At 62.3% G+C, this 21,042-nt stretch carries 23 protein-coding genes; 15 read left to right on the top strand and 8 right to left on the bottom strand.

Annotation, left to right across the window (positions count from 1 at the left end):
* Positions 1 to 9 precede the first annotated feature (9 nt).
* The 5 genes from ACFELO_RS07400 to ACFELO_RS07380 all read right to left on the bottom strand — a co-directional run bounded on the left by ACFELO_RS07400 (position 10) and on the right by ACFELO_RS07380 (position 5,615).
* On the bottom strand, positions 10 to 792 hold the full coding sequence (locus ACFELO_RS07400) for a TRAP transporter small permease subunit (protein ID WP_440957138.1): 783 nt from the start codon (positions 790 to 792) through the stop codon (positions 10 to 12).
* Positions 793 to 795: 3 nt separating this feature from the next.
* Positions 796 to 1,917: a TRAP transporter substrate-binding protein gene (locus tag ACFELO_RS07395; protein ID WP_440957137.1), complete on the bottom strand. Its 1,122-nt coding sequence runs from the start codon at positions 1,915 to 1,917 to the stop codon at positions 796 to 798.
* Between the two features lie 60 nt (positions 1,918 to 1,977).
* Positions 1,978 to 2,724, bottom strand: coding sequence for an arginyltransferase (locus ACFELO_RS07390; protein WP_440957136.1), 747 nt, complete (start codon positions 2,722 to 2,724; stop codon positions 1,978 to 1,980).
* 37 nt (positions 2,725 to 2,761) lie between these two features.
* The gene (locus ACFELO_RS07385; RefSeq protein WP_440957135.1) at positions 2,762 to 4,594 is read right to left on the bottom strand and encodes an SLC13 family permease; all 1,833 of its coding nucleotides are present in this window, start codon (positions 4,592 to 4,594) and stop codon (positions 2,762 to 2,764) included.
* Positions 4,595 to 4,703: 109 nt separating this feature from the next.
* A complete protein-coding gene (locus ACFELO_RS07380; protein ID WP_440957134.1) occupies positions 4,704 to 5,615 on the bottom strand; it encodes a flagellar motor protein MotB in 912 nt (303 codons plus the stop codon).
* An 84-nt stretch (positions 5,616 to 5,699) separates the two neighbouring features.
* Between ACFELO_RS07380 and ACFELO_RS07375 the strand changes: the two genes are divergently transcribed.
* From ACFELO_RS07375 to ACFELO_RS07355, 5 genes are read left to right on the top strand one after another with little or no spacing between them, the layout of a single operon-like run.
* The gene (locus tag ACFELO_RS07375; protein ID WP_440957133.1) at positions 5,700 to 6,170 is read left to right on the top strand and encodes a flavin reductase family protein; all 471 of its coding nucleotides are present in this window, start codon (positions 5,700 to 5,702) and stop codon (positions 6,168 to 6,170) included.
* A 10-nt stretch (positions 6,171 to 6,180) separates the two neighbouring features.
* Complete coding sequence (locus ACFELO_RS07370) at positions 6,181 to 6,570, top strand: cupin domain-containing protein (protein ID WP_440957132.1); 390 nt, start codon at positions 6,181 to 6,183, stop codon at positions 6,568 to 6,570.
* A gap of 1 nt (position 6,571) precedes the next feature.
* Positions 6,572 to 7,441 (top strand): NAD(P)-dependent oxidoreductase, encoded by an 870-nt coding sequence (locus ACFELO_RS07365; RefSeq protein ID WP_440957131.1) that lies wholly within the window; start codon positions 6,572 to 6,574, stop codon positions 7,439 to 7,441.
* 5 nt (positions 7,442 to 7,446) lie between these two features.
* On the top strand, positions 7,447 to 8,454 hold the full coding sequence (locus tag ACFELO_RS07360; RefSeq protein WP_440957130.1) for a TIGR00341 family protein: 1,008 nt from the start codon (positions 7,447 to 7,449) through the stop codon (positions 8,452 to 8,454).
* The gene (locus ACFELO_RS07355; RefSeq protein WP_440957129.1) at positions 8,451 to 9,083 is read left to right on the top strand and encodes a trimeric intracellular cation channel family protein; all 633 of its coding nucleotides are present in this window, start codon (positions 8,451 to 8,453) and stop codon (positions 9,081 to 9,083) included. Before ACFELO_RS07360 ends, ACFELO_RS07355 begins: the two co-directional genes overlap by 4 nt.
* On the opposite strand, the gene ACFELO_RS07350 is transcribed toward ACFELO_RS07355, so the two are convergent.
* Both ACFELO_RS07350 and hemB read right to left on the bottom strand, forming a co-directional pair.
* The gene (locus ACFELO_RS07350) at positions 9,080 to 10,216 is read right to left on the bottom strand and encodes a trans-sulfuration enzyme family protein (protein WP_440959880.1); all 1,137 of its coding nucleotides are present in this window, start codon (positions 10,214 to 10,216) and stop codon (positions 9,080 to 9,082) included. The two genes, ACFELO_RS07355 and ACFELO_RS07350, sit on opposite strands and share 4 nt — an antisense overlap.
* The gene (gene hemB, locus ACFELO_RS07345) at positions 10,209 to 11,195 is read right to left on the bottom strand and encodes a porphobilinogen synthase (RefSeq protein ID WP_440959879.1); all 987 of its coding nucleotides are present in this window, start codon (positions 11,193 to 11,195) and stop codon (positions 10,209 to 10,211) included. Before hemB ends, ACFELO_RS07350 begins: the two co-directional genes overlap by 8 nt.
* 90 nt (positions 11,196 to 11,285) lie before the next feature.
* Here hemB and ACFELO_RS07340 point away from each other — a divergent pair, with 90 nt between their 5' ends.
* The 5 genes from ACFELO_RS07340 to ACFELO_RS07320 all read left to right on the top strand — a co-directional run bounded on the left by ACFELO_RS07340 (position 11,286) and on the right by ACFELO_RS07320 (position 16,143).
* Positions 11,286 to 12,422, top strand: a complete 1,137-nt coding sequence (locus tag ACFELO_RS07340; protein ID WP_440959878.1) for an isobutyryl-CoA dehydrogenase — start codon at positions 11,286 to 11,288, stop codon at positions 12,420 to 12,422.
* 102 nt (positions 12,423 to 12,524) lie between these two features.
* Entirely contained in the window at positions 12,525 to 13,574 is a 1,050-nt protein-coding gene (locus ACFELO_RS07335) for an enoyl-CoA hydratase/isomerase family protein (RefSeq protein ID WP_440959877.1), read from the top strand.
* A gap of 56 nt (positions 13,575 to 13,630) precedes the next feature.
* Complete coding sequence (gene mmsB / locus ACFELO_RS07330; protein WP_440959876.1) at positions 13,631 to 14,524, top strand: 3-hydroxyisobutyrate dehydrogenase; 894 nt, start codon at positions 13,631 to 13,633, stop codon at positions 14,522 to 14,524.
* 159 nt (positions 14,525 to 14,683) lie between these two features.
* Entirely contained in the window at positions 14,684 to 15,898 is a 1,215-nt protein-coding gene (hemA, locus tag ACFELO_RS07325) for a 5-aminolevulinate synthase (protein WP_440959875.1), read from the top strand.
* Complete coding sequence (locus tag ACFELO_RS07320; RefSeq protein WP_440959874.1) at positions 15,898 to 16,143, top strand: DUF6898 family protein; 246 nt, start codon at positions 15,898 to 15,900, stop codon at positions 16,141 to 16,143. Before hemA ends, ACFELO_RS07320 begins: the two co-directional genes overlap by 1 nt.
* Positions 16,144 to 16,161: 18 nt before the next feature.
* On the opposite strand, the gene ACFELO_RS07315 is transcribed toward ACFELO_RS07320, so the two are convergent.
* Complete coding sequence (locus tag ACFELO_RS07315; protein ID WP_292982156.1) at positions 16,162 to 16,584, bottom strand: MucR family transcriptional regulator; 423 nt, start codon at positions 16,582 to 16,584, stop codon at positions 16,162 to 16,164.
* A 248-nt stretch (positions 16,585 to 16,832) separates the two neighbouring features.
* Here ACFELO_RS07315 and glyA point away from each other — a divergent pair, with 248 nt between their 5' ends.
* The 5 genes from glyA to ribB are packed head-to-tail and all read left to right on the top strand — an operon-like array spanning position 16,833 to position 21,032.
* A complete protein-coding gene (gene glyA / locus ACFELO_RS07310; protein ID WP_440959873.1) occupies positions 16,833 to 18,140 on the top strand; it encodes a serine hydroxymethyltransferase in 1,308 nt (435 codons plus the stop codon).
* Between the two features lie 9 nt (positions 18,141 to 18,149).
* Entirely contained in the window at positions 18,150 to 18,629 is a 480-nt protein-coding gene (gene nrdR, locus ACFELO_RS07305; protein ID WP_440959872.1) for a transcriptional regulator NrdR, read from the top strand.
* A complete protein-coding gene (locus ACFELO_RS07300; protein ID WP_440959871.1) occupies positions 18,626 to 19,276 on the top strand; it encodes a RibD family protein in 651 nt (216 codons plus the stop codon). The genes nrdR and ACFELO_RS07300 overlap by 4 nt, the downstream gene beginning before the upstream one ends.
* A gap of 5 nt (positions 19,277 to 19,281) precedes the next feature.
* Complete coding sequence (locus ACFELO_RS07295; RefSeq protein ID WP_440959907.1) at positions 19,282 to 19,914, top strand: riboflavin synthase; 633 nt, start codon at positions 19,282 to 19,284, stop codon at positions 19,912 to 19,914.
* On the top strand, positions 19,911 to 21,032 hold the full coding sequence (gene ribB / locus ACFELO_RS07290) for a 3,4-dihydroxy-2-butanone-4-phosphate synthase (protein ID WP_440959870.1): 1,122 nt from the start codon (positions 19,911 to 19,913) through the stop codon (positions 21,030 to 21,032). The genes ACFELO_RS07295 and ribB overlap by 4 nt, the downstream gene beginning before the upstream one ends.
* Positions 21,033 to 21,042: the final 10 nt, after the last annotated feature.

The following is a 21,042-nucleotide window of genomic DNA, read 5'->3' as shown; positions in this document are numbered from 1 at the left end:
AATTAGCCCCTAAAGCTCATGTTCTGCGTCATCATGGGTGGTAGGCGGCGGCGTCTCCCCGGACAGTGTCAAAGCGGCGCGCGACGCCATGGCGAAACCCTGCGCGATCATCATCACGGCGAAGAGGGGGATGGCGGTTTTCAAAAGGAAGACCAGCGGCAGGCCGTCGCTCTCACGCGAACGCTCGAGAATGCGCCAGGCCCCTCCGACATAGCTTTCCGAGGTCATCAGGATCAGCCAGCACATCGGGATGAGCGCCAGATAGACGCCCAGCAAATCCGTCCACGCCTTGCCGCGTTCAGACAGCTTGGAATAGACGATGTCCACCCGCACATGACCGCCATGATAGAGCGTTGCGGCGCTGGAGAGCAGGAACAGGATGGCGTGCAGATAGATGACGCTTTCCTGCAGCTTGGTGATCGACACGCCGAAGACGTAGCGCTGCACGACGATCAGCCCGGTCACCAGCACCAGCCCCAACGCCGCCCAGCGCACCATGTCGCCGACGGTCAGCGAGATCGCATCCAGTATGGCGATCAGGCGCCGCAGCAAGTTTGAAACAGGATGGGGCAGACCCTTGAAGCGACCATAGAGCGCGCCAAGCAGGGCGACCAGCAGTAACGGGCTCAATCCGAGCCCCACCCAGCCCAGCACGGTTCCGGCCAGCGCGGCGGCATCGCGTAGATGCGCGTCGACCAGCGCGCCTACAGCGCCGCCGCTGACGCCATCCAGTCCAAGCATGATCGCCGTGATCACGATCACGGCGATCAGCAATTGATCTGCGCGGTTCATGGTCTAGCGACCAAGCACGAGTTCGCGGTTCTGATAGTAGGGCGCTTCAGACACATTCGCCCAATCCCGCCCCAGACGACGCGCCTCACGATAGCTCTCATAGACGCGACGGCTGAGCGGATCCGCGTTCGCAGTGTCCGCGACAACAGCTTCGGAAATGCGCCCCACTTCACGCCAGATCTCCTCGGAGAACTGACGTAGCTGGACGCCGTGCTCGCCCGTCAGAGTGCGCAGGGCGAGACCGTTCTGATAGGTAAACTCGGCGAGGGACTGGTTGTTCGCGGCGCGCGCAGCGGCGCGGATGACGGCCTGTTGATCGGCGGGCAGGGAATCCCAGACGCCCCGGTTCAGGCCGACGGCCAGCGCAGAGCCCGGTTCATGGAAGCCCGGACCATAGTAATAGGGCGCTTCACGATAGAAGCCGAAAGCGAGATCGTTCCACGGGCCGACCCATTCGGTCGCATCGATGGCGCCCGATTGCAGTGATTGGTAGATCTCGCCGCCCGACAGGGCCACGGCGGCCCCGCCCAATTCGCGCAGCACAGCGCCGCCCAGTCCCGGTATGCGCATGCGCAGGCCGCGGAAATCTTCAACCGTATTCACTTCGCGCTTGAACCAGCCGCCCATCTGGTGGCCGGAATTGCCCGCCTGGAACGCGATAAGGCCGAACTGGCCGGAGAGTTCCTCCCAGAGTTCCTGACCGCCGCCATATTCGACCCAGGCCATAATTTCATGGGCGGTCATGCCCATGGGCACGGCGCAGTAGAAGTTGAACGCCGGGGAGCGGCCCTGCCAGTAGTATTCTGCGCCGTGATACATGTCCGCGACGCCGTTTGAGACCGCGTCAAAGACTTCGAACGCCCCCACGATCTCGCCCGCGCCATAGACCTCGACCTCCAGCGCGCCGCCCGTCATCTCGGTGATGAATTGCGCTGTGCGTTCCGCGGCGGAGCCCAGACCGGGGAAACCGGTCGGCCAGGTGGTGACCATACGCAAACGACGCGTGCGATTGCGGTTTACCGCTGGAGCGGCAGGAGCGCTCTGCGCCCCGTTCTCCTGTGAACAGGCCGATGCAGCGCCCGCGGCGACCACCGCCGCGCCGGACAGAAATGTACGACGATCCATGGTTCCTCCCCCTGTGGACGGCCTGATTATGGCTCAGGTCTCATCCGCTTGTGCGTCAGTTCAATCGTACGTGTCCCCGGGCGGCTCCAAGGTGCGCCAGCCTTCAGGTTCAAGCACTTCAAGTGGTTTATATTGCGCTTTGTAGTCCATTTTCGGACTGCCTTGCACCCAGTATCCCAGATAGACGAACGGCAGGTTCTCCGCCTTCGCACGCTCGATATGATCGAGAATGATATACGCGCCCAGAGAGTCCCGGGCGCGTTCGGGGGCGAAGAAGCTGTAGACCAGTGAAAAGCCGTCGATCAGCCGGTCTACGAGGACGCATGCGATCAGCTGTCCTGCGCCGTCGCGATACTCCACCATTTCGGTTTGCCCCGACCCGTCCTCGACCATCGAGGCGAAATCGAAGAAATCCATGCCGGCCATGTCTCCGTCACCGTGACGGGTGTTGAGATAACGGCTCAGCAGGGCGAACTGCTCGGGCATGGCTTCCGCCGGACGCGGCAGTCTCAACAGACCTGCATTGCGTTTGAGAACACGGCGTTGGGTGCGCGAGGCGTCAAAGTCAGCGACAGGAATACGCGCCGACTTGCACGCTGAACACAGCTCGCAGGCCGGACGATAGAGAATGGACTGAGAGCGCCGGAAGCCCGCATGGGTGAGGATGTTGTTCAGATGCGCTGTCTGATCGCTGTCCACCCGCGTGAAAATCTTCCGCTCCAACCGGCCCTCAAGATAGGGACAGGGCGTCGGCGCCGTCAGGAAGAACGGCAATTGACGGGTGGCGAACGGGCGGGTCACGGACATCCTCTGCGAATTACGAGTCGAGCCAGTCTAACCTGAGCTAGGTCAGCGTGAAACTGATCGCCACCAAAACCGTAAACGCCAGCCATGTCACTATGGCAAGCGGTGCGCCAGCGCGGAAAAAGTCCGCGAACCGATACTTGCCCGGTCCCATGACTAAAAGGTTTGTCTGGTAGCCGATCGGCGTTGCGAAGCAGGTATTGGCTGCGAACAGAACCGTCAGCGCGAACAGGTGCGGATCAGCGCCGACCGAATTGGCCGCCGTCACCGCAATCGGCGTGAAGAGAATGGCGGTCGCATTGTTGGACAGCACATTGGTCAGCACCATTACCAGGAAGAACAGCGCGGAGATCAACGCAGTGGTGCCAAGTGGCGAGAAGACGTGCACTACCCCCATGGCCAGCACCGTTGCTCCGCCGGTGGCTTCCATGGCCGTGCCCAGCGCAAACGCCGAGCCGATCAGCAGATAGAGTTTGAGGTCGAACGCGCGGGCGGCCTGACGCACATTCAGACAGCCCGTACCGATCATGGCCGCCGCGCCAATCAGCGAGGCGGCGACGATGGGCAACAGTCCGGTTGAGGCGCTCAGTATGACGCCCGCCAGAATAAGGCGCGCTATGGAGGCCTTGCGAATGTCAGGCAGGTCAGATGTCGCCCAGTCCATGAGGAGGACGTCACGGTCCAGTCGCAAGCGACGCATGGCGTCGGCGCCGCCGAACAACAGCAGGACATCGCCTGCTTCAAGGCGAATTTCACCCAGCTTGGCGCGGATCATGCGCGAGCGGCGCTGGACGCCCAGCACGATTGCGCCCACGGCATGACGGAAACCGATCTGACGGACAGTGCGCCCGATCAGACGGGAGCCTGGCGATACGACGGCTTCGGTCAGCGCCAGTCGCTCGCCCCGGGTCGGCAGATCCGCCGGACCCGCCGAGCGCAGCACGCCCTCGACAAACTCGGCGCGGCTTGAAAGCAGTTCGGTGAGTTTCTTGCGGGTGGCGGCGATAATGATGAGATCGCCTTGCTTGAGCTCGATCTCGTCAAAGGGCGGCAGGAAGGCGTCCTCGCCGCGCTGGATCATGCGCACGGTAATGTCGCCAAGTTCGGTGAACATGCCGGCGACGGGCTTGGCGCCAATCATCGGATGGCCCGCCGTAACCTCGATCTGGGCGATATACTGCTTGCCGGGAGAGCCGCTTTTCTCGTCATCCTCCTCTTCACGCTCTGGCAGGAGCCGCGGCATGATGAAGGTGATGTAGAGAATGCCGATAGCGGACAGGATCATGCCGATCCGCCCGGGTTCAAAGAACCCGAGTTTCTCTCCGGTCGCGGCGAGAAGGCTGTCGGCCACCAGAAGGTTGGTGGACGAGCCGATCAAAGTCGTCATGCCGGCGAAGATGCACACAAAGCTCAGCGGCATCATGAAGATGGAGGCTGAACCGCCCATACGGGCGGCCACAGCGCCCAGAATGGGGATGAACATCACCACGACAGGGGTGTTGTTGATGAAGGCGGAAACGCCGAACACCAGCGCGAACAGGGTGATGATCGTCAGCTTGGGGCGCACGTCGAACATGGACAGGAGCGTGCGGGTCGGACCATCCAGCGCGCCGGTATGAAAAATGCCCTGGCCAACAACCAGAAGCGCCATGATGGTCAAAAGCGCCGGATTGGCGAAACCCGCCAGCAAGTTGGCGGCGCTTGGCGCATCTTCGGCGCCGAAGAACTCGAAGAAGACCAGGGCGACGCACAGGATCACCACCGATACCAGCTCGAGGGCGAACTTTTCCCAGCAGTAGAAAACGATCGCCCCGCAAACGCCGAGCAAGACCGCCCACATCCGCCAGTCCGAAAGGACGGAAAGATCGTCCATACCTGTCACTCATGCCGCACGCGGATTCGCGCCAAAGCCTGCAGGTTAGCGTCTTTGCGCCCGGATGCGAGCGTGAACCGCTGCATCCGGGCTGATGAGGTGTCGGAGACTAGAGTGAGTGTCCCGGCGGGATGGCCGGCGCTTCACGCAGAAGCGTGATCGACAGGCGACGATTGCCGGGCAGATAGGGATCATCCGGGAAGAGGGGCTCAGCGCCCGCCTTGCCGCGGACTTCCGCAATCCGGTGATCGGGAATGCCGGCCTCGGTCATGATGTTCAGGGCCGCGTTGGCGCGCGCTGAGGACAGTTCCCAGTTCGACACGCCGCCGACGGGCGCGGGGCTGGCGTCGGTATGGCCCGAAATGGTGATCCGGTTCGGCAGGCGCAGGACGATTTCAGAAATCGTGCGCAGGAGAACACGGGCGCGGCTGTTGGGCTCGATGGCGCCCGGCTCGAACATGGAGCGGCCTTCCTGGTCGATCAGCTGGATGCGCAGGCCTTCAGGCGTTTCCTCGATGAGAACATGGCGCGACAGCTCGGCCAGTTCGGGCATGTCCTGAAGCGCCTGACGCAGGGATTGCTCGGCGCTGGCGAACTGGGCGGCTTCACGGCGCGCGACTGCGCTGGCGAGCGCATCGGACGAGGCTTGCGGTTCGCCGCCCGCTGCGCCGGACGCCTGATCGGCTTCCTGCTCGCGAGAGACATCCTGTTCAGAGCGGGGGGCGAGGCGTTCGACGATAGATGAGGAGCCGGAACCGCGTGCGCCGTCATCGCCAAAACTCGTGCCGCCCAGAACTCCGCCCGAACCGGAGGTCGTCCGGCTGACGCTGGCAGGGGCGAAATAGTCAGCGATGCCCTGACGTTGTTCAGGTTCTGTGTTATTGATCAGCCACATCATGAGGAAGAAGGCCATCATTGCGGTCACGAAGTCCGCATAGGCCACCTTCCAGGCGCCGCCATGGTGACCATGGCCGCCGCCCTTCTTGACTTTCTTGATGACGATCGGTTGATCCGAGCTCATATCCACCCACCTTCGGCATTTCTGGCGGACACCTTGGCGCAACAGGGTTAAATCTGCGTTGTCAAAACGAATCAGGAGTGAAATTTGTCACTTTTCGCGCGCGAGTTCCGTGATTGCCTGGGCCGATTTCCGACCGGAGTCGCGCTGATCACCGTCATGGATGAGGGCGCTGCGCGGGCGATGACGATCAATTCCTTCGCCTCGGTCTCCCTCGATCCGCCCTTGATCCTGTGGTCGCTGGCCAAGGACAGCCATCGCTATGATCGCTTTCTGGGCGCTGAAAACTTCGCGGTGAACATCCTGGCGGCGGATCAGGCCGATCTGTCTGCGGCCTGCGCGCGCAATGACGATCTTGAGGCTAGCGGCGGGCAATGGACGCCTGCGGGCAATGGCGCGCCGCTCCTTCAGGATGCGATAGCGCGGTTTGAATGCCGTCGTCATGCGGTCATGCCGGGCGGGGATCACGAGATCATTATCGGCGAAGTCCTGAATGCGGATCGCCCGCGCGACGCAGATGCCTTGGTGTTTGTTCGTTCGGGCTACAAGCAGATTTGAGAGCCAGACCATGTTTGCTGACGTCAAGCGCCTAGAAGCCGAATTTGCTCAGATCCGTGAGCACTGGTCGCCGCGTGTCATCGCGCGTGTCAACGACCAGTACGTCAAGCTCGCCAAGCTCAAGGGCGAGTTTGTCTGGCATGATCATGCGCAGGAGGACGAGTTGTTCTTCATCGTGAAGGGGCAGCTAGAGATGCAGTATGAGGATCGCACGATCACCCTCAATGAAGGCGACATGCATGTCGTCCCGCGCGGCGTGCAGCATAATCCTGTGGCGGAACAGGAATGTTGGGTGATGCTGGTCGAACCGGTCGAGACCAAACACACAGGCGATGTGATCGCGGACAAGACCCGCAGCCTGGGTGAACAGCTGGCCGGAAGCGGCCTTGAAGGAGCGTAAGATGGCGGTTGTTGCATTCCTGGGCCTTGGGGTGATGGGCTTTCCGATGGCGGGCCATCTGAGCCAGGCCGGGCATGACGTTCGGGTCTGGAACCGCACGGCGGCCAAGGCGACCGACTGGTCGTCGAAATACACGGGCAAGGCCTGTGACGCCGTCGAGGCCGCCGTCAGCGATGCAGATTGCGTCTTCATGTGCCTGGGCGATGACCCGGATGTTCGCGTGGTGGCGGAGCTGGCGCTGCCCGCCATGAAAGCGGGTGCAGTGCTGGTGGATCATACGACGGCCTCCGCCGAGCTGGCCCGCGGCCTGTCTGACGCGGCCAAGTCGATGGGGATCGGGTTCCTGGATGCGCCGGTGTCTGGCGGTCAGGCCGGGGCGGAAAATGGCCAGCTGTCGATTATGTGCGGCGGCGAGCCTGACGTTTTCGTCAAGGCTGAAGCGATCATGGAGTGCTATGCCAAGGCGATGGTTCATGCCGGCTCGGCGGGCGCAGGCCAACTGACCAAGATGGTCAATCAGATCTGTATTGCGGGCGTGGTGCAGGGACTGGCGGAAGGTTTGCACTTCGCCAAGCGCGCAGGTCTGGATCCGGAAACGGTGATTTCTGCGATCTCTAAGGGCGCAGCGCAAAGCTGGCAGATGGAAAATCGCTGGCAGACCATGGCGAATGGTGAGTTTGATTTTGGCTTTGCGGTCAACTGGATGCGAAAGGATCTTCGCATTGCGCTCGAAGAAGCGCGAAACAATGGTTCGCGCCTTCCGGCCGCGGCTCTGGTCGATCAGTTCTATGCCGAGATCGAGGCCATGGGCGGCGGTCGCTGGGATACGTCCAGCCTGATCGCCCGGCTTGAAAACGCGGATCGGACCTGACGCTCATGCGCCTGATTGAGATCACCTTTCCTGATGGCGAGAAGGTTCAGCCGATCCTGAAGGCGACCTTGAAGACCGATCCGCTCGATCATCGCCTGACCGAGCCGGATGATCAGGGCAAGCGTCTGCTGCGTCTGACTTTCCGCGATGGCGACGGTCAGAAAGCCATTGATGCGGTTCAGGCGATCCTGGAGGGCGAGCAGAACTGGCGTCTGGTGGTCATTCCCATCGAGGCCAGCGTGCCGCGTCTTGAGGAAAATCCCGATGAAGACACACGCACCAAGCGTCGACTGGCGCTGCGTGAGGAAATGTATCAGGACATCGCCAAGGGCGCGGAGATCAATTCTGATTTCCTGATGCTGACGGCGCTCTCCACGGTCGTGGTGGTGTTCGGCCTGTCCGCCGATAACGTCGCCGCGGTCATCGGGGCCATGGTGATCGCGCCGCTTCTGGGGCCGATCCTGGCGTTTTCATTTGGCTCGGCTCTCGGGGATCTGTCGTTGATGCTCAAGGCGGCCAAGACCGCCGTGACGGGACTGGCTTTCGGCCTGGCGCTCAGTTTTGCGGTCGGTCTGATCTATGAGCCAAACCTGTATTCAGACGAGTTGATGAGCCGCACGGTTGTGGGCCCGGATTCCGCCGCGCTCGCCCTGGCGGCAGGTGCGGCGGCCGCGCTGTCGATCGCCACGGGCCTGCCGGCGGCTCTGGTGGGCGTGATGGTGGCGGTGGCGCTGTTGCCGCCGGCCTCTGCTGCGGGCCTTCTCGCGGGCAGCGGCGCCTGGGAGCTGGCGGGGCGTGCGACGCTGCTGCTGTCGATCAACGTCGTAGCCGTCAATCTCAGCGCGCTCATGGTCTATTACTTCAAGGGCGTCAGGCCGCGCACCTGGCTTGAGCGCCGTTCGGCCAAGCGGTCGGTTTATGTGAATGCGGGCGTGTGGATCACCATGATCGTGATCCTGTCCGCACTGGCGGCGCATTTTGCAGCCACGGGCGGCGAGGGTGTGCAGCTATGAATGTCGCGCTCGTCTTCCTGACGCTGAACTATATCGGCATTTTCGTCTTCGCCCTGTCGGGCGGCATCCTGTCCGCGCGCAAGCATCTGGATCCGTTCGGCGCGGCGGTGATCGGCGCTGTGACGGGCATGGGCGGCGGCACGCTGCGCGACATGCTGCTTGGCCGCTTGCCGGTCTACTGGATCGAGGCGCCGCACTATCTTTTGCTTGCGCTCGCGGGCGGGGTGATCGGCTATTACGGCTCTGAACTCGTGCGCGGGGAAGAGGGCGCGCGCTATCGCGCGCTGGTCTGGGCGGATGGCGCCGGGCTCGCGGTCTTCTGTGTGCTGGGCGCGCAGGCCGGTCTGGCGGCGGGGCTGCACTGGACAATCGCGCTGGTGACCGGGGTGATGAGCTCGGCCTTTGGCGGTCTGGTGCGTGACATCATCGTCAATGACGTGCCCCTGATCCTGCGCGCGGATGTCTATGCGCTCGCGGCGCTGTTCGGGGCGTCAGTCTATGTGGCGGCGGTGTCTCTGGATGTTCCGACAGGACCGGCGGCGGTCGGCGCCGCCCTCGCTGCGTTCGTGCTGCGGGGCTGCGCCATCATCTTCAAATGGTCGATCCCGCCGATCGGGCGTGTGGACTAGAGCTTGTCTAGCACTGCGGTTAGATCCTCGATCAGATCGTCCGCCGCTTCGATCCCGCAAGACAGGCGCACCAGATCGTCTGGTGTCGGGCTGCTGGGGCCTTCAATGGGCTTGCGATGCTCGATCAGGCTTTCCACGCCGCCAATCGAGGTGGCTTGCAGGAAGACTTTCGTTGAGGCGCACAGCTTGCGCGCGGCCTCTGCGCCGCCCTTGAGCCGGATCGACAGAAGGCCGCCGAAGCCGCCCGTCATCTGACGTGCTGCGACAGCGTGGCCCGGATGGCTCTCAAGGCCCGGATAGAGCACATGGCTGACGCCTTTATGCTCCTGCAGGGCCAGGGCGAGTTTCATGGCGTTGCTGCTCTGGCGCTCATAGCGCACGAACAGGGTGCGCAGGCCGCGCATCATCAGCCAGCTGTCAAAGGCGCTCGGAACGGCGCCGGACAGGCTGTGACCTGCGCAGAGCGCCTCCCAGCGCGCATTGGTTTCTTTGGTGACGACCGCGCCCATCAGCACATCGGAATGACCATTGAGGTATTTGGTCGCCGAATGCATGACGAGGTCAGCGCCAAGATCCAGCGCGCGCGTGGTGCAGGGCGGGGCGCAGGTGCTGTCCACGCCCAGAATGGCCCCGGCTTCATGGGCGATCTCGGCGGCGAGGGCGATATCAACCACGGCCCAGCTGGGATTGGCGGGCGTCTCGATCCAGACGAGCTCGGTCCGGCCCGGCTGGACAGCTTTTTTCAGGCCCGCCATGTCGTGGGGCTCAAAGAAGCTCAGTGAGATCAAGCCTTTGGAGGCGAAATGATGCAGGAGCTTCTTGGCCCCGTAATACATCTCGGTTTGCGCCACCACATGTGCGCCGACCTTGAGCGTATCGAGCACGGCTGAGATCGCGGCGAGGCCGGAGCTGAACAGGCGCGCATCCGCTGCGTTCTCAAGCGCCGCCAGCACCTTGGCGGCCTGCACTTCGGTCGGGCCCTTGGGACGGCGATAATCCATCTCGCCCACCAGCGCGTTTTTCTCGTCGCGCATGAAGGTCGTCGCGGGATGGATGGGCGGGATTACCGCGCCGGTTTCGGTATCGGTCTGGTGCAGCGCTTGGGCGGCGAGGGTTTCGGGACGCTTAGCCATTCAGCAGCTCCGCCGCTTTCGGAGCAAAATAGGTCAGAATGCCGTCAGCGCCCGCGCGCTTGAACGCCAAGAGGCTTTCCAGCATGGCGCGCTCGCCGTCGATCCAGCCGTTTTGCGCTGCGGCCTGGATCATCGCGTATTCGCCGGACACCTGGAACGCATAGGTGGGCATCTCGAAGGTCGCCTTGAGACGCGCAACGATATCGAGATAGGGTAGGCCCGGTTTGACCATGATCATGTCCGCGCCTTCATCGATATCGAGCATGACCTCACGGATCGCTTCATCAGTGTTGGCGGGGTCCATCTGATAGGTCTTCTTGTCGCCCTGCAGCGCCACGGCGGTGCCGATGGCGTCACGATAGGGGCCATAGAAGGCCGAGGCGTATTTGGCGGCGTAGGACATGATCATCGTGTCCTCATAGCCTTCTGAGTCGAGCGCTTCCCGGATCGCGCCGATGCGGCCATCCATCATGTCGGACGGGGCGACCACATCCGCGCCGGACGCGGCCTGCATCAGGGCCTGGCTGCACAGGCGTTCGACCGTTGCGTCGTTAAGGATGACGCCGTTCTCGATCAGCCCGTCATGGCCGTGATCGGTAAAGGGGTCGAGCGCGACATCGCAGATAATCCCGACTTCCGGCGCGGCGTCCTTCATCGCCTTGATCGCTTGCGCCACCAGCCCGTCCGGATTGTCCGCCTCGCGACCGTTCTCGTCTTTCAGGGACGGGTCGACATGGGGGAAAATCGCGATGGCGGGGATGCCCAGATCGCGCGCCCGGCGGGCCGCATCGGCGGCCGCTTTCACGCTCAGGCGGTCAACGCCGGGCATGGAGGCGACCGGCTCGACGGGGCCCGCCTTGTCAGACACCACCAGCGTCCAGATCAGGTCGTTCGGCGTCAGCACATTCTCGCGCATCAGGCGGCGGGACCAGTCATGCGCGCGCATCCGGCGCATACGGGTGGTGGGAAAAGCGGCCATCTTGGTCTATCTCGCTTGCAGCAAATCAGAACATATCGCGTTTCACGCGGTCGGAGCCGGTCCAACCCGGTCTGTTTAGGAGGTTTCCCCGTGCATTTCGAGCTGTCAGAAGAGCAAGCGCTGATTCAGGACGCAGCCCGCAAGTTCTCCGATGATCGTCTCAAGCCCAATGCGGCCCAATGGGATGAGGACAAGCACTTCCCCGTGGATGTGCTGCGCGAAGCGGCGGAGATGGGATTCGCCGGCATCTACACCCGCGAGGATGTGGGCGGTTCGGCGATGAGCCGGGTCGATGCGGCCCTAATCTTTGAACAGCTGTCGCGTGGGTGTGTGTCCACCGCCGCCTTCATCTCCATCCACAACATGGTCAGCTGGATGATCGACAGCTGGGGCAATGAAGAGCAGCGCCAGCGCTGGCTGCCCGAGATGACCCGGATGGACAAGATTGCGTCCTATTGCCTGACCGAACCAGGCGCGGGCTCTGACGCCGCCAATCTGCGCACCAAGGCTGTGCGCGATGGTGATCATTACGTTCTGAACGGTTCCAAGGCCTTCATTTCCGGCGCGGGCACGAGCGATCTTTACGCCGTCATGTGCCGCACGGGCGAAGACGGCCCCAAGGGCATTTCCACAATCATCGTCGAGAAGGACACGCCCGGCCTGAGCTTTGGCGCGAACGAGCGCAAGATGGGCTGGAACTCCCAGCCGACCCGCGTCGTCACCTTTGAGGATTGCCGCGTGCCGGTCGAGAACCGCATCGGCGAGGAAGGCCAGGGCTTCGGCTTTGCGATGCAGGGCCTGAATGGCGGACGCATCAATATTGGCGCCTGCTCGCTGGGCGGGGCGGCGGAAGCTGTGGATCTCGCCATCCAGTACGCCAGGGAACGCAGCCAGTTCGGTCGTAACATCGCCGACTTCCAGGCGACCCAGTTCAAGCTCGCCGACATGGTCACCGAGCTCGACGCCTCGCGCCTGATGTTGCTGCGCGCGGCCGACAGCGTGGACCGCAAGGACCCGTCCGCCGCCAAGCATTGCGCCATGGCCAAGCGTTTCGCGACCGATATGGGCTTCAAGATCGCCAATGACGCGCTGCAGATCCATGGCGGCTACGGATATCTGAAGGATTATCCGCTGGAGCGCATTGTGCGTGATCTGCGGGTTCACCAGATCCTTGAGGGCACGAACGAGATCATGCGCGTGATCATCGCCAAGGACGTGCTGCGCTAGGTCGCGTCGTCGACGCGCTCTATAGGCGCTAGACAGTCTTTCTATTGGCCCCGCCGGCCCGGGCGGGGCATTGAGCTGAATTCCGTCCAGAGAGGACCTCTCATGACTGAAGACGTCATCATTCGTAAAGCCGGCTCGGTCGGTCGCATCACCCTGAACCGGCCCAAGGCGCTCAATGCGCTCAATCAGGACATGGTCACCGCAATGGTCGAAGCGCTGCAAAGCTGGCGCACGGACGATGCGGTGAAAGCCGTGGTCGTCGATGGCGCGGGCGAGAAGGGCTTCTGCGCGGGCGGCGACATTCGCATGCTGGCGGAAAGCGGCAAAGCGGGCGATGACCGGGCCTGGACCTTCTGGCGGGATGAATACCAGCTCAACACCCTGATTGCCGAATACCCCAAACCCTATGTGGCGCTGATTGACGGTATCACCATGGGCGGCGGCGTCGGAGTGTCCATCCATGGCGAGTTCCGGGTTGCGGGCGACCGCACGCTTTTCGCCATGCCTGAAACCGGCATCGGCTTTCACCCCGATGTGGGCGGCGCGTTTTTCCTGCCGCGCCTGAACGGTGAGCTCGGCGTGTGGATGGGCCTCACGGGCGCGCGTCTGAAGACGGCCGATTGCATCGCCGCTGGCGTTGCGACCCATTACGTGCCGTCCGACAAGTACGAGGCGCTGATCGAGGCGCTGGAAACCGAAACCCTTGATGATGAGGGTGAAAAGGTCGATGCGATTATCGAGCGCTTCTCCGGCGATGCGGGTCAGTCGGATCTGGGGATGATCCAGCCGCTGATCGATGCGGCGTTTGAAGGCGATGATGTGAGCGTCATCCTCAACCGTCTTGAGACGGCCAATGACGCCTGGTCCAAGGCGGTGCTGAAAATCCTCTCGGGCAAATCCCCGACGGCGGTGAAAGTCACGCTGGCCGCCCTGCGCAAAGGGGCCGAGCTGTCTCTGCGCGATGTGATGGTCCAGGATCTGCGCGTGTCCAGCCGCTTCCTCAAGGACGGGTCGGACTTCTATGAAGGCGTGCGCGCCGTGATCATCGACAAGGACAATGCGCCGAACTGGTCCGCGCCTATCGCAGACGCCGACGTGAACGCGTATTTCGAACCGCTTGATGCGGACAAGGAAATGACGTTCCTCGACTAGGAACGACCGGGCAGGGTGGACCAACCGCCCGCCTTCTTGAAACAAGGGAGGACCGCATGGCGGTTATTGCATTCATCGGTCTCGGGAATATGGGCTCGGGCATGGCGGCCAACCTTCTGAAGGCCGGTCATACCGTGCGCGCCTATGACCTGAACAAGGACGCGGTCGCGATTCTGGAGAAGAAGGGCGCGACCCCTGCAGCGGATCTGCGCGGCGCTGTCACGGACGCAGACGTTGTCGTCTCCATGCTGCCCGCAGGCCAGCATGTTCGCGGCGTGTATCTGGATGAGGGCGGGGTTCTGTCGCTCGCCAAGTCCGACGCGGTGCTGATCGATTGCTCCACCATTGATGTGGACAGTGCTCGTGAAGTCGCAGCCAAAGCCTCTGAAGCCGGTTTCACCTTTGTGGATGCGCCGGTGTCCGGCGGCGTTGCGGCAGCCGAAGGCGGCACGCTGACATTCATGGTGGGCGGCCCGGAAGAGGCGTTCGCCAAGGCCGAGCCCTTCCTTTCCAATATGGGCAAGGCGGTGATCCGGGCCGGGGATGCGGGCGCGGGTCAGGCGGCCAAGATCTGCAACAACATGCTGCTTGGCATTCACATGATCGGTACCTGCGAGGCGATGAATCTCGCCATCAAGCTGGGCCTGGATCCGCAGAACTTCTTTGATATCGCCTCCAAGGCCTCGGGTCAGAACTGGTCACTGACCAGCTATTGCCCGGTTCCCGGCCCTGTGCCGACGGCGCCGTCCAATCGCGATTACGTACCGGGTTTTGCTGCGCCGATGATGCTGAAAGATTTAAACCTTGCCATGCAGACATCGAAATCGGCCGGGGTGAACACGCCCATGGGCGAAAAGGCGCAAACCATTTATGACGCCTTTGTCGAGCAGGGCGGTGAGGCCATGGACTTCTCAGGCGTCATCAAATGGCTGGCCGGAGAGATGAAGTAAGGACGCAGTTCTCTGAGTTTGCGAAGCGTTGTCAAAGACTGGCCGCGACCTTTGGTCCCTGACCGGAAGTAAGACAAGCTCAGAATCATATGTCATTGTGCAGATGACATGCTGACCTCTAGGGAGAGCCGCTCGCGCCTTGGCGCCAGTGCAAGTACAATGGATTACCGCAGCGCTTTCAAAGCCTCCGTCGCCCGTGTCCGCGCAGAAGGCCGTTATCGTGTATTCGCCAATCTGCGTCGGGTGAAGGGCCAGTTCCCGCGCGCCCGTCTGCGTACGGATGATGGTGATACCCGTGATGTGGTGGTGTGGTGCTCCAATGACTATCTCGGCATGGGGCAGAGCCCGTGCGTGACCGGCGCGATGAAGCAGGCGATCGACGATGTCGGCGCTGGCGCAGGCGGCACGCGCAACATCTCTGGCACGACTCACTACCATGTCGAGCTGGAAGCCAGCCTTGCGGACCTGCACCACAAGGAAGCGGCGCTCCTGTTCACCTCGGGCTATATCGCCAACCAGGCGACGCTCGCCACGCTGGGCAAGATCCTGCCGGGGCTGATCATCTTCTCGGACGAGCTGAACCACGCCTCGATGATCGAGGGCGTCAAAGGCGCCAAATGCGAGAAGCATGTCTGGCGGCACAATGACGTGGCTCATCTGGAAGAGCTGCTCAAGGCGGCCCCGAAAGACGCGCCCAAGCTGATCGCGCTTGAATCCGTCTATTCCATGGACGGTGATATCGGACCGCTCGAAGAAGTCTGTGACCTCGCGGACAAATACAATGCGCTGACCTATCTTGATGAAGTGCACGCAGTGGGCCTGTACGGCCTGCGCGGCGCCGGCGTCGCCGAGCGCGAAGGCCTGCTGGAGCGCTTTGACATCATCGAAGGCACGCTGGGCAAGGCGTTTGGCGTGATGGGCGGCTATATCGCGGCTGACGAAGTGATCGTTGATGCTATCCGCTCCTGGGCGCCGGGATTCATCTTCACCACCTCGCTGGCCCCGGCTCTGGCTGCCGGCGCACGCGCCAGCGTGGAGTACCTCAAGAGCGCCTATCAGCTGCGTGAGCAGCATCAGGAGCGCGCGGCGACCCTGAAGGCGCGTTTCCGCGAAGCGGGCATTCCGGTGCTGGATTCCATCACGCACATTGTGCCCGTGCATGTGGGCGATCCTGTGCTCTGCAAGCGCATGACTGATGAGCTTCTGGATGTTCATGGCATCTATGTGCAGCCGATCAACTATCCCACCGTGCCCAAGGGCACCGAGCGGATGCGCCTGACGCCGACCCCGCTGCATGATGATGAGATGATGGATGAACTGCTTGAGGCGGTGAAAACCGTCTACGCCAAGCATGTGGGCCTCAAGGTCGCATAATGGCGGGCGATCCATCCCAGGATCGTGAGTTCATCTTTGAGTTCGTCACTATTGGCGATTCTGTACGTGTGGCGGCTGTGGACGTCGCCACCGGCACGGAAGTCGTGGTTTTCGGCCCGGCTCACACGGCCCAGTCTGACTTGCAACGCCTGGCGGCGCGCAAGCTGATCCGTCGTCTGACTCAGGACGGGCATCATGAAGAATCAAAAACGCCCCGGCCTGGCGGCCGGGGCGTGATTGTTTAGACCAAGGCGTCGTCACGCTTATTTCTTGCGCGCGCCGCGGCCCAGACCGATTTCCTTGGCGAATTCCGAGCGACGCTTGGAATAGTTCGGCGCCACCATCGGATAGTCAGCCGGCAGACCCCATTTGCGACGATAGTCTTCCGGGGACATGTCGTATTGCGAGCGCAGATAGCGCTTGAGCATTTTCAGTTTCTTGCCGTCTTCCAGGCAGACGATGTAATCGTCGCTGACGGAACGGGACACCGGAACCGCCGGCTTGGCCTTGGGCTCGGGCTTGGACGGCTCGCCGGAAATTTCTTTCATGGTGGCGTAAACCGACTTGATCATGTCAGGAACGCTTTCCGCCGGCACAGAATTGTGCGTGAGAAAAGACGCGACGATGTCCGTGGTCATACGCATCAGTTCTTCATTATCGACGGGCAGCAGTGTCTCTTCAGTCATATTCTGATCCTTGCGCAACTTTATAGCGTATGCGTCTGAAAGCGAGATATACTGTGTTTAATCAAGGTGTATTCGCTGTACAAGTATTGAGACTAAAAAAACTGCAGCACTATAACATTTTTATGGTTGAACCCGGTTCACCGTAAGGTTTGTTGATGCAATCGTGTGGATTAAAGCGCGCCTAGCGCCTTGTACGGGCAGGCGGCGGGACGTATGAAGCTAGCAAAATCCTTCATACGGAGTGCGAGATGGCTGACGCGCAATCTACCGCCCAACACACCTCTTTTTTCTCTCAATCGCTGGCTGACGCCGACCCGCAACTGGCGTCTGCAATCAGCAAGGAGATCCACCGTCAGCAGACCCAGATCGAGCTGATTGCGTCAGAGAACATTGTCTCGCGCGCCGTTCTGGAAGCACAAGGCTCGCCGCTCACCAACAAATACGCCGAAGGCTATCCGGGCCGTCGCTATTATGGCGGTTGTGAGTTTGTTGATATTGCCGAGGAACTGGCCATCGAACGCGCCAAGCAACTCTTCGGCGCGGCGTACGCCAACGTTCAGCCCAACTCGGGCAGCCAGGCGAACCAGGCGGTGTTCCTGGCGCTTCTGAAACCGGGCGACAAGATCCTCGGTCTCGACCTGTCCGCAGGCGGTCACCTGACCCATGGCGCGCGTCCGAACATGTCCGGCAAATGGTTCGAAGCTCATGCCTATGGCGTGCGCGAGGACAATGCGCTGATCGACTATGACAAGCTGCGTGAGCAAGCCAAAGAGGTTCAGCCGCAGATGATCATCGCCGGTGGTTCGGCGTATCCGCGCGAGATTGATTTCCAGGCTTTCCGCGATATTGCGGACGAAGTGGGCGCCTATCTTCTGGTGGACATGGCGCACTTTGCCGGTCTGGTGGCGGGCGGGTCCTATCCCAATCCGGTGCCGCTGGCCGATGTCTGCACCACCACCACCCACAAGACCCTGCGTGGTCCGCGCGGCGGCATGATCATCAGCCGCGATGCGGATCTGGGCAAAAAGTTCAACTCCGCCGTCTTCCCGGGCCTGCAGGGCGGTCCGCTGATGCACGTCATCGCCGCGAAAGCTGTTGCGTTTGGTGAAGCGCTGCGTCCCGAGTTCAAGGCCTATGCGGCGTCTGTGATCGAGAACTGCCGCGCCATGGCCGGTGCGCTTTCCGACGCGGGCTATGACATCGTGTCCGGCGGCACGGACAGCCATCTGGCGCTGGTTGATCTGCGTCCCAAACAGCTGACGGGCGACATTTCCGAGGCCGCCCTCGAGCGCGCGCACATGACCTGCAACAAGAACGGCGTGCCGTTTGACCCTGAAAAGCCGACCGTCACCTCCGGCCTGCGCGTGGGCGCGCCGGCGGGAACGACCCGCGGCTTTGGCGCGGACGAGTTCCGTCGCGTGGGTGAGATGATGGCTGAAGTGCTTGATGCGCTGGCCGCCAACAAGGATGGCGGCGATGCGGCGGTTGAAGCGCGCGTCCGTGATGAAGTGATCGCCCTGTGTGAACGCTTCCCCATCTATCCTGCTCTCGGCTAGAGTTCATTCATGCGGTGTCCCTTTTGCGCCAACCCTGATTCCCAGGTGAAGGATTCCCGCCCGGCTGAAGACAGCCAGGCGATCCGTCGCCGTCGGCAATGTCCGGCGTGCGGCGCCCGCTTCACCACGTTTGAACGGGTGCAGCTGCGGGACCTGCATGTTCTGAAATCTGACGGCAAACGCGAAGGCTTTGACCGGGACAAGCTCGCCCGCTCCGTGCTTCTGGCGACGCAAAAGCGCGCCATCGAACGCGAGCGGGTCGAGCAGATGATCTCCGGCATTGTCCGGCGTCTGGAGAGCCGGGGCGATCCCGACGTTCCGGCCAGCGCCATTGGCGAGCTGGTCATGGATGGGCTGCGCAATCTCGATACCGTCGCCTATGTCCGATACGCCTCTGTCTATAAAGACTTCCAGGAGGTCGAGGACTTCTCCGACTTCATCAAGGGCGAAAAGCTCGGTCATGATGACGAGCTGGACGGAGAGCAATGACGGCGTCATCCCCGATGCGCGTCACCCTCAAACTCGCCACCAGTCTTGATGGCCGCATCGCGCTCGCCAACGGTCAGTCCCAGTGGATCACGGGGCCGGAAGCGCGCGCTGAAGTGCATCGCATGCGGGCGGACCATGAGGCCATACTGACCGGGATCGGTACGGTGCTGGCGGATGATCCCAGGATGACCGCGCGACCGGACGGCGTGTTGTCCGGGGCCCAGCCCCAGCGCATCGTGCTCGACAGCCAGCTGCGCCTTCCAGCATCCGCAGACATTCTCGAAGGCCCTCCGGTCTGGGTGTTTCACACAGGCGGCGCGCGGTCTGACCTTGAGAATGTCGAGCTTTTCGAGACCGAAGCCGATGACAGCGGGCGGGTCTCCTTTGCGGCTGTCATGACGTGTCTTGCCGACCGCGGCATGAAGAGCGTGATGATCGAGGCGGGGGGCGCAATCGCTGCGGCCGCCCTCCGGGCTGACTGCGTTACCCGGATTGAATGGTTCCGCGCGCCCCGGCTGATTGGCGGCGAGGGGCGGCCGTGTATCGCAGGGCTTGGCCTTGAGGAACTCGCCCTCGCGCCCACATTCAACCGCATATCAGTGCGCGCCTGTGGCGCGGATCTCTGGGAAACCTACCAGAAGGGATGATCCCGATGTTCACCGGCCTCGTGTCCGCCCTGGGGCGGATCGTGTCTGTCAAAGACGGCGATGTTCGCCGCATGACGGTCTCCAGCCCCTATGACGCCGACACCATCGCGCTTGGCGCGTCCATCGCCCATGCGGGCGTGTGCCTGACGGTCGTGGACTGCCGCAAGACGGGTGAGGGGGCCGAGTATGATCTCGATGTCTCGCCTGAAACTTTGTCCAAGACGACCTTGGGAAGTTGGCAGGCGGGCGACGCCGTCAATCTCGAACGCGCGCTGAAAGTGGGCGACGAGCTGGGCGGTCATATCGTGCAGGGCCATGTGGATGGGGTCGGGCGCGTGGCTGCACGCACCGATGAGGAGGGCTGGATCCGCTTTATTGTCGAAGCGCCAGCCGATCTCAGCCCGTTCATCGCCTATAAGGGCTCGATCACTGTGGACGGGGTCTCGCTGACCGTGAACCGGGTGGACGGGAATGCGTTCGAGCTGATGATCATTCCGCACACCGCCGAAGTCACAACTTTGGGAGGTTTGCAGGCCGGAGCGCGGGTAAACCTTGAGGTCGACGTGATGGCGCGCTACGCCGCCCGTCTGATGCAGGCGCGCCAGACCGCGCCCACAAACAATGAGGTCCAGTCGTGAGCGAAGCCGCCCCCCAATCCGCGCTGTCCCCGGTGGAAGAGATCATCGAGGAAGCCCGCAATGGCCGGATGTTCATTCTTGTGGATGCCGAGGATCGCGAGAATGAAGGCGATCTGATCATCCCCGCCCAGTTCGCGACGCCGGACGTGATCAATTTCATGGCTCGCTATGGACGCGGCCTGATTTGTCTGTCCCTGACCCAGGACCGCGCGAAGACCCTGCAGCTGCCCTTCATGAGCCAGCGCAACCAGTCTCGCCATTCCACGAACTTCACGGTCTCTATCGAGGCGCGCGAAGGCATCTCCACGGGCATTTCCGCGCATGATCGCGCGCTGACGGTCGCTACCGCCATCGACCCCTCCAAGGGTTCAGAAGATGTCGTGTCTCCGGGCCACGTCTTCCCGCTGGTCGCGCGGGATGGCGGCGTGCTGGTGCGCGCCGGGCATACGGAAGCCGCGGTGGACATTGCGCGTCTGGCCGGCGTGAACCCGGCGGGCGTGATCTGTGAGATCATGAAGGATGACGGCACGATGGCCCGTCTTCCCGACCTCATCGAGTTCGCCAAAGAGCATAATATGAAGATCGGCGCGATCGCCGATCTGATCGCCTATCGCCGTCAGCATGACCGCTTCGTCGAGCGGCGTCTGGACACGGATGTGACCACCGAGGCCGGCGGCCCGTTCAAGCTGACCGTATTCCGGTCGCTGGTGGACAATGTTGAGCATGTGGCTCTGCATAAAGGCGAAATCAAAGCGGATGCGCCTGTGCTCGTGCGGATGCACAAGGTCAGCTTCGCCGACGACGTGTTGGGCGCGCTTGGCGGACGCACGGGTCTGGTGGATAAGGGCGTCAAAGCGCTCTCAGAGCATGACGGCCCGGCCGTGATGGTGTTTATTCGCGAGACCAATCGCGCTGCAATCACCGAGCGTTTTGGCGCTGCGCCGTCCGATCCGCCGGATACGCGTGAAGAACGCCGCTTGCGGGAATACGGGCTGGGCGCTCAAATATTGCTGGATCTGGGCGTGCGCAAGATGACCCTCTTGTCCACCACGCCGCAAAACATTGTGGGGCTGGACGGCTACGGCCTTGAAGTCGTCGAGCAACGCGAATTTGATTGAAGGAGGCGCG

Origin of the sequence: Oceanicaulis sp. LC35 (assembly GCF_052055585.1) — a bacterium.
In the GTDB taxonomy this organism is placed as follows: domain Bacteria; phylum Pseudomonadota; class Alphaproteobacteria; order Caulobacterales; family Maricaulaceae; genus Oceanicaulis.
This window is presented reverse-complemented; position numbering and strand designations above follow the sequence as displayed.

Excerpts from the sequence above, each read along its gene's own strand:
- ACFELO_RS07400 (WP_440957138.1), bottom strand. The coding sequence starts at position 792 with ATGAACCGCGCAGATCAATTGCTGATCGCCGTGATCGTGATCACGGCG.
- ACFELO_RS07395 (WP_440957137.1), bottom strand. The coding sequence starts at position 1,917 with ATGGATCGTCGTACATTTCTGTCCGGCGCGGCGGTGGTCGCCGCGGGC.
- ACFELO_RS07390 (WP_440957136.1), bottom strand. The coding sequence starts at position 2,724 with ATGTCCGTGACCCGCCCGTTCGCCACCCGTCAATTGCCGTTCTTCCTG.
- ACFELO_RS07385 (WP_440957135.1), bottom strand. The coding sequence starts at position 4,594 with ATGGACGATCTTTCCGTCCTTTCGGACTGGCGGATGTGGGCGGTCTTG.
- ACFELO_RS07380 (WP_440957134.1), bottom strand. The coding sequence starts at position 5,615 with ATGAGCTCGGATCAACCGATCGTCATCAAGAAAGTCAAGAAGGGCGGC.
- ACFELO_RS07370 (WP_440957132.1), top strand. The coding sequence starts at position 6,181 with ATGTTTGCTGACGTCAAGCGCCTAGAAGCCGAATTTGCTCAGATCCGT.
- ACFELO_RS07365 (WP_440957131.1), top strand. The coding sequence starts at position 6,572 with ATGGCGGTTGTTGCATTCCTGGGCCTTGGGGTGATGGGCTTTCCGATG.
- ACFELO_RS07360 (WP_440957130.1), top strand. The coding sequence starts at position 7,447 with ATGCGCCTGATTGAGATCACCTTTCCTGATGGCGAGAAGGTTCAGCCG.
- ACFELO_RS07355 (WP_440957129.1), top strand. The coding sequence starts at position 8,451 with ATGAATGTCGCGCTCGTCTTCCTGACGCTGAACTATATCGGCATTTTC.
- ACFELO_RS07350 (WP_440959880.1), bottom strand. The coding sequence starts at position 10,216 with ATGGCTAAGCGTCCCGAAACCCTCGCCGCCCAAGCGCTGCACCAGACC.
- hemB (WP_440959879.1), bottom strand. The coding sequence starts at position 11,195 with ATGGCCGCTTTTCCCACCACCCGTATGCGCCGGATGCGCGCGCATGAC.
- ACFELO_RS07335 (WP_440959877.1), top strand. The coding sequence starts at position 12,525 with ATGACTGAAGACGTCATCATTCGTAAAGCCGGCTCGGTCGGTCGCATC.
- mmsB (WP_440959876.1), top strand. The coding sequence starts at position 13,631 with ATGGCGGTTATTGCATTCATCGGTCTCGGGAATATGGGCTCGGGCATG.
- hemA (WP_440959875.1), top strand. The coding sequence starts at position 14,684 with ATGGATTACCGCAGCGCTTTCAAAGCCTCCGTCGCCCGTGTCCGCGCA.
- ACFELO_RS07320 (WP_440959874.1), top strand. The coding sequence starts at position 15,898 with ATGGCGGGCGATCCATCCCAGGATCGTGAGTTCATCTTTGAGTTCGTC.
- ACFELO_RS07315 (WP_292982156.1), bottom strand. The coding sequence starts at position 16,584 with ATGACTGAAGAGACACTGCTGCCCGTCGATAATGAAGAACTGATGCGT.
- glyA (WP_440959873.1), top strand. The coding sequence starts at position 16,833 with ATGGCTGACGCGCAATCTACCGCCCAACACACCTCTTTTTTCTCTCAA.
- nrdR (WP_440959872.1), top strand. The coding sequence starts at position 18,150 with ATGCGGTGTCCCTTTTGCGCCAACCCTGATTCCCAGGTGAAGGATTCC.
- ACFELO_RS07300 (WP_440959871.1), top strand. The coding sequence starts at position 18,626 with ATGACGGCGTCATCCCCGATGCGCGTCACCCTCAAACTCGCCACCAGT.
- ACFELO_RS07295 (WP_440959907.1), top strand. The coding sequence starts at position 19,282 with ATGTTCACCGGCCTCGTGTCCGCCCTGGGGCGGATCGTGTCTGTCAAA.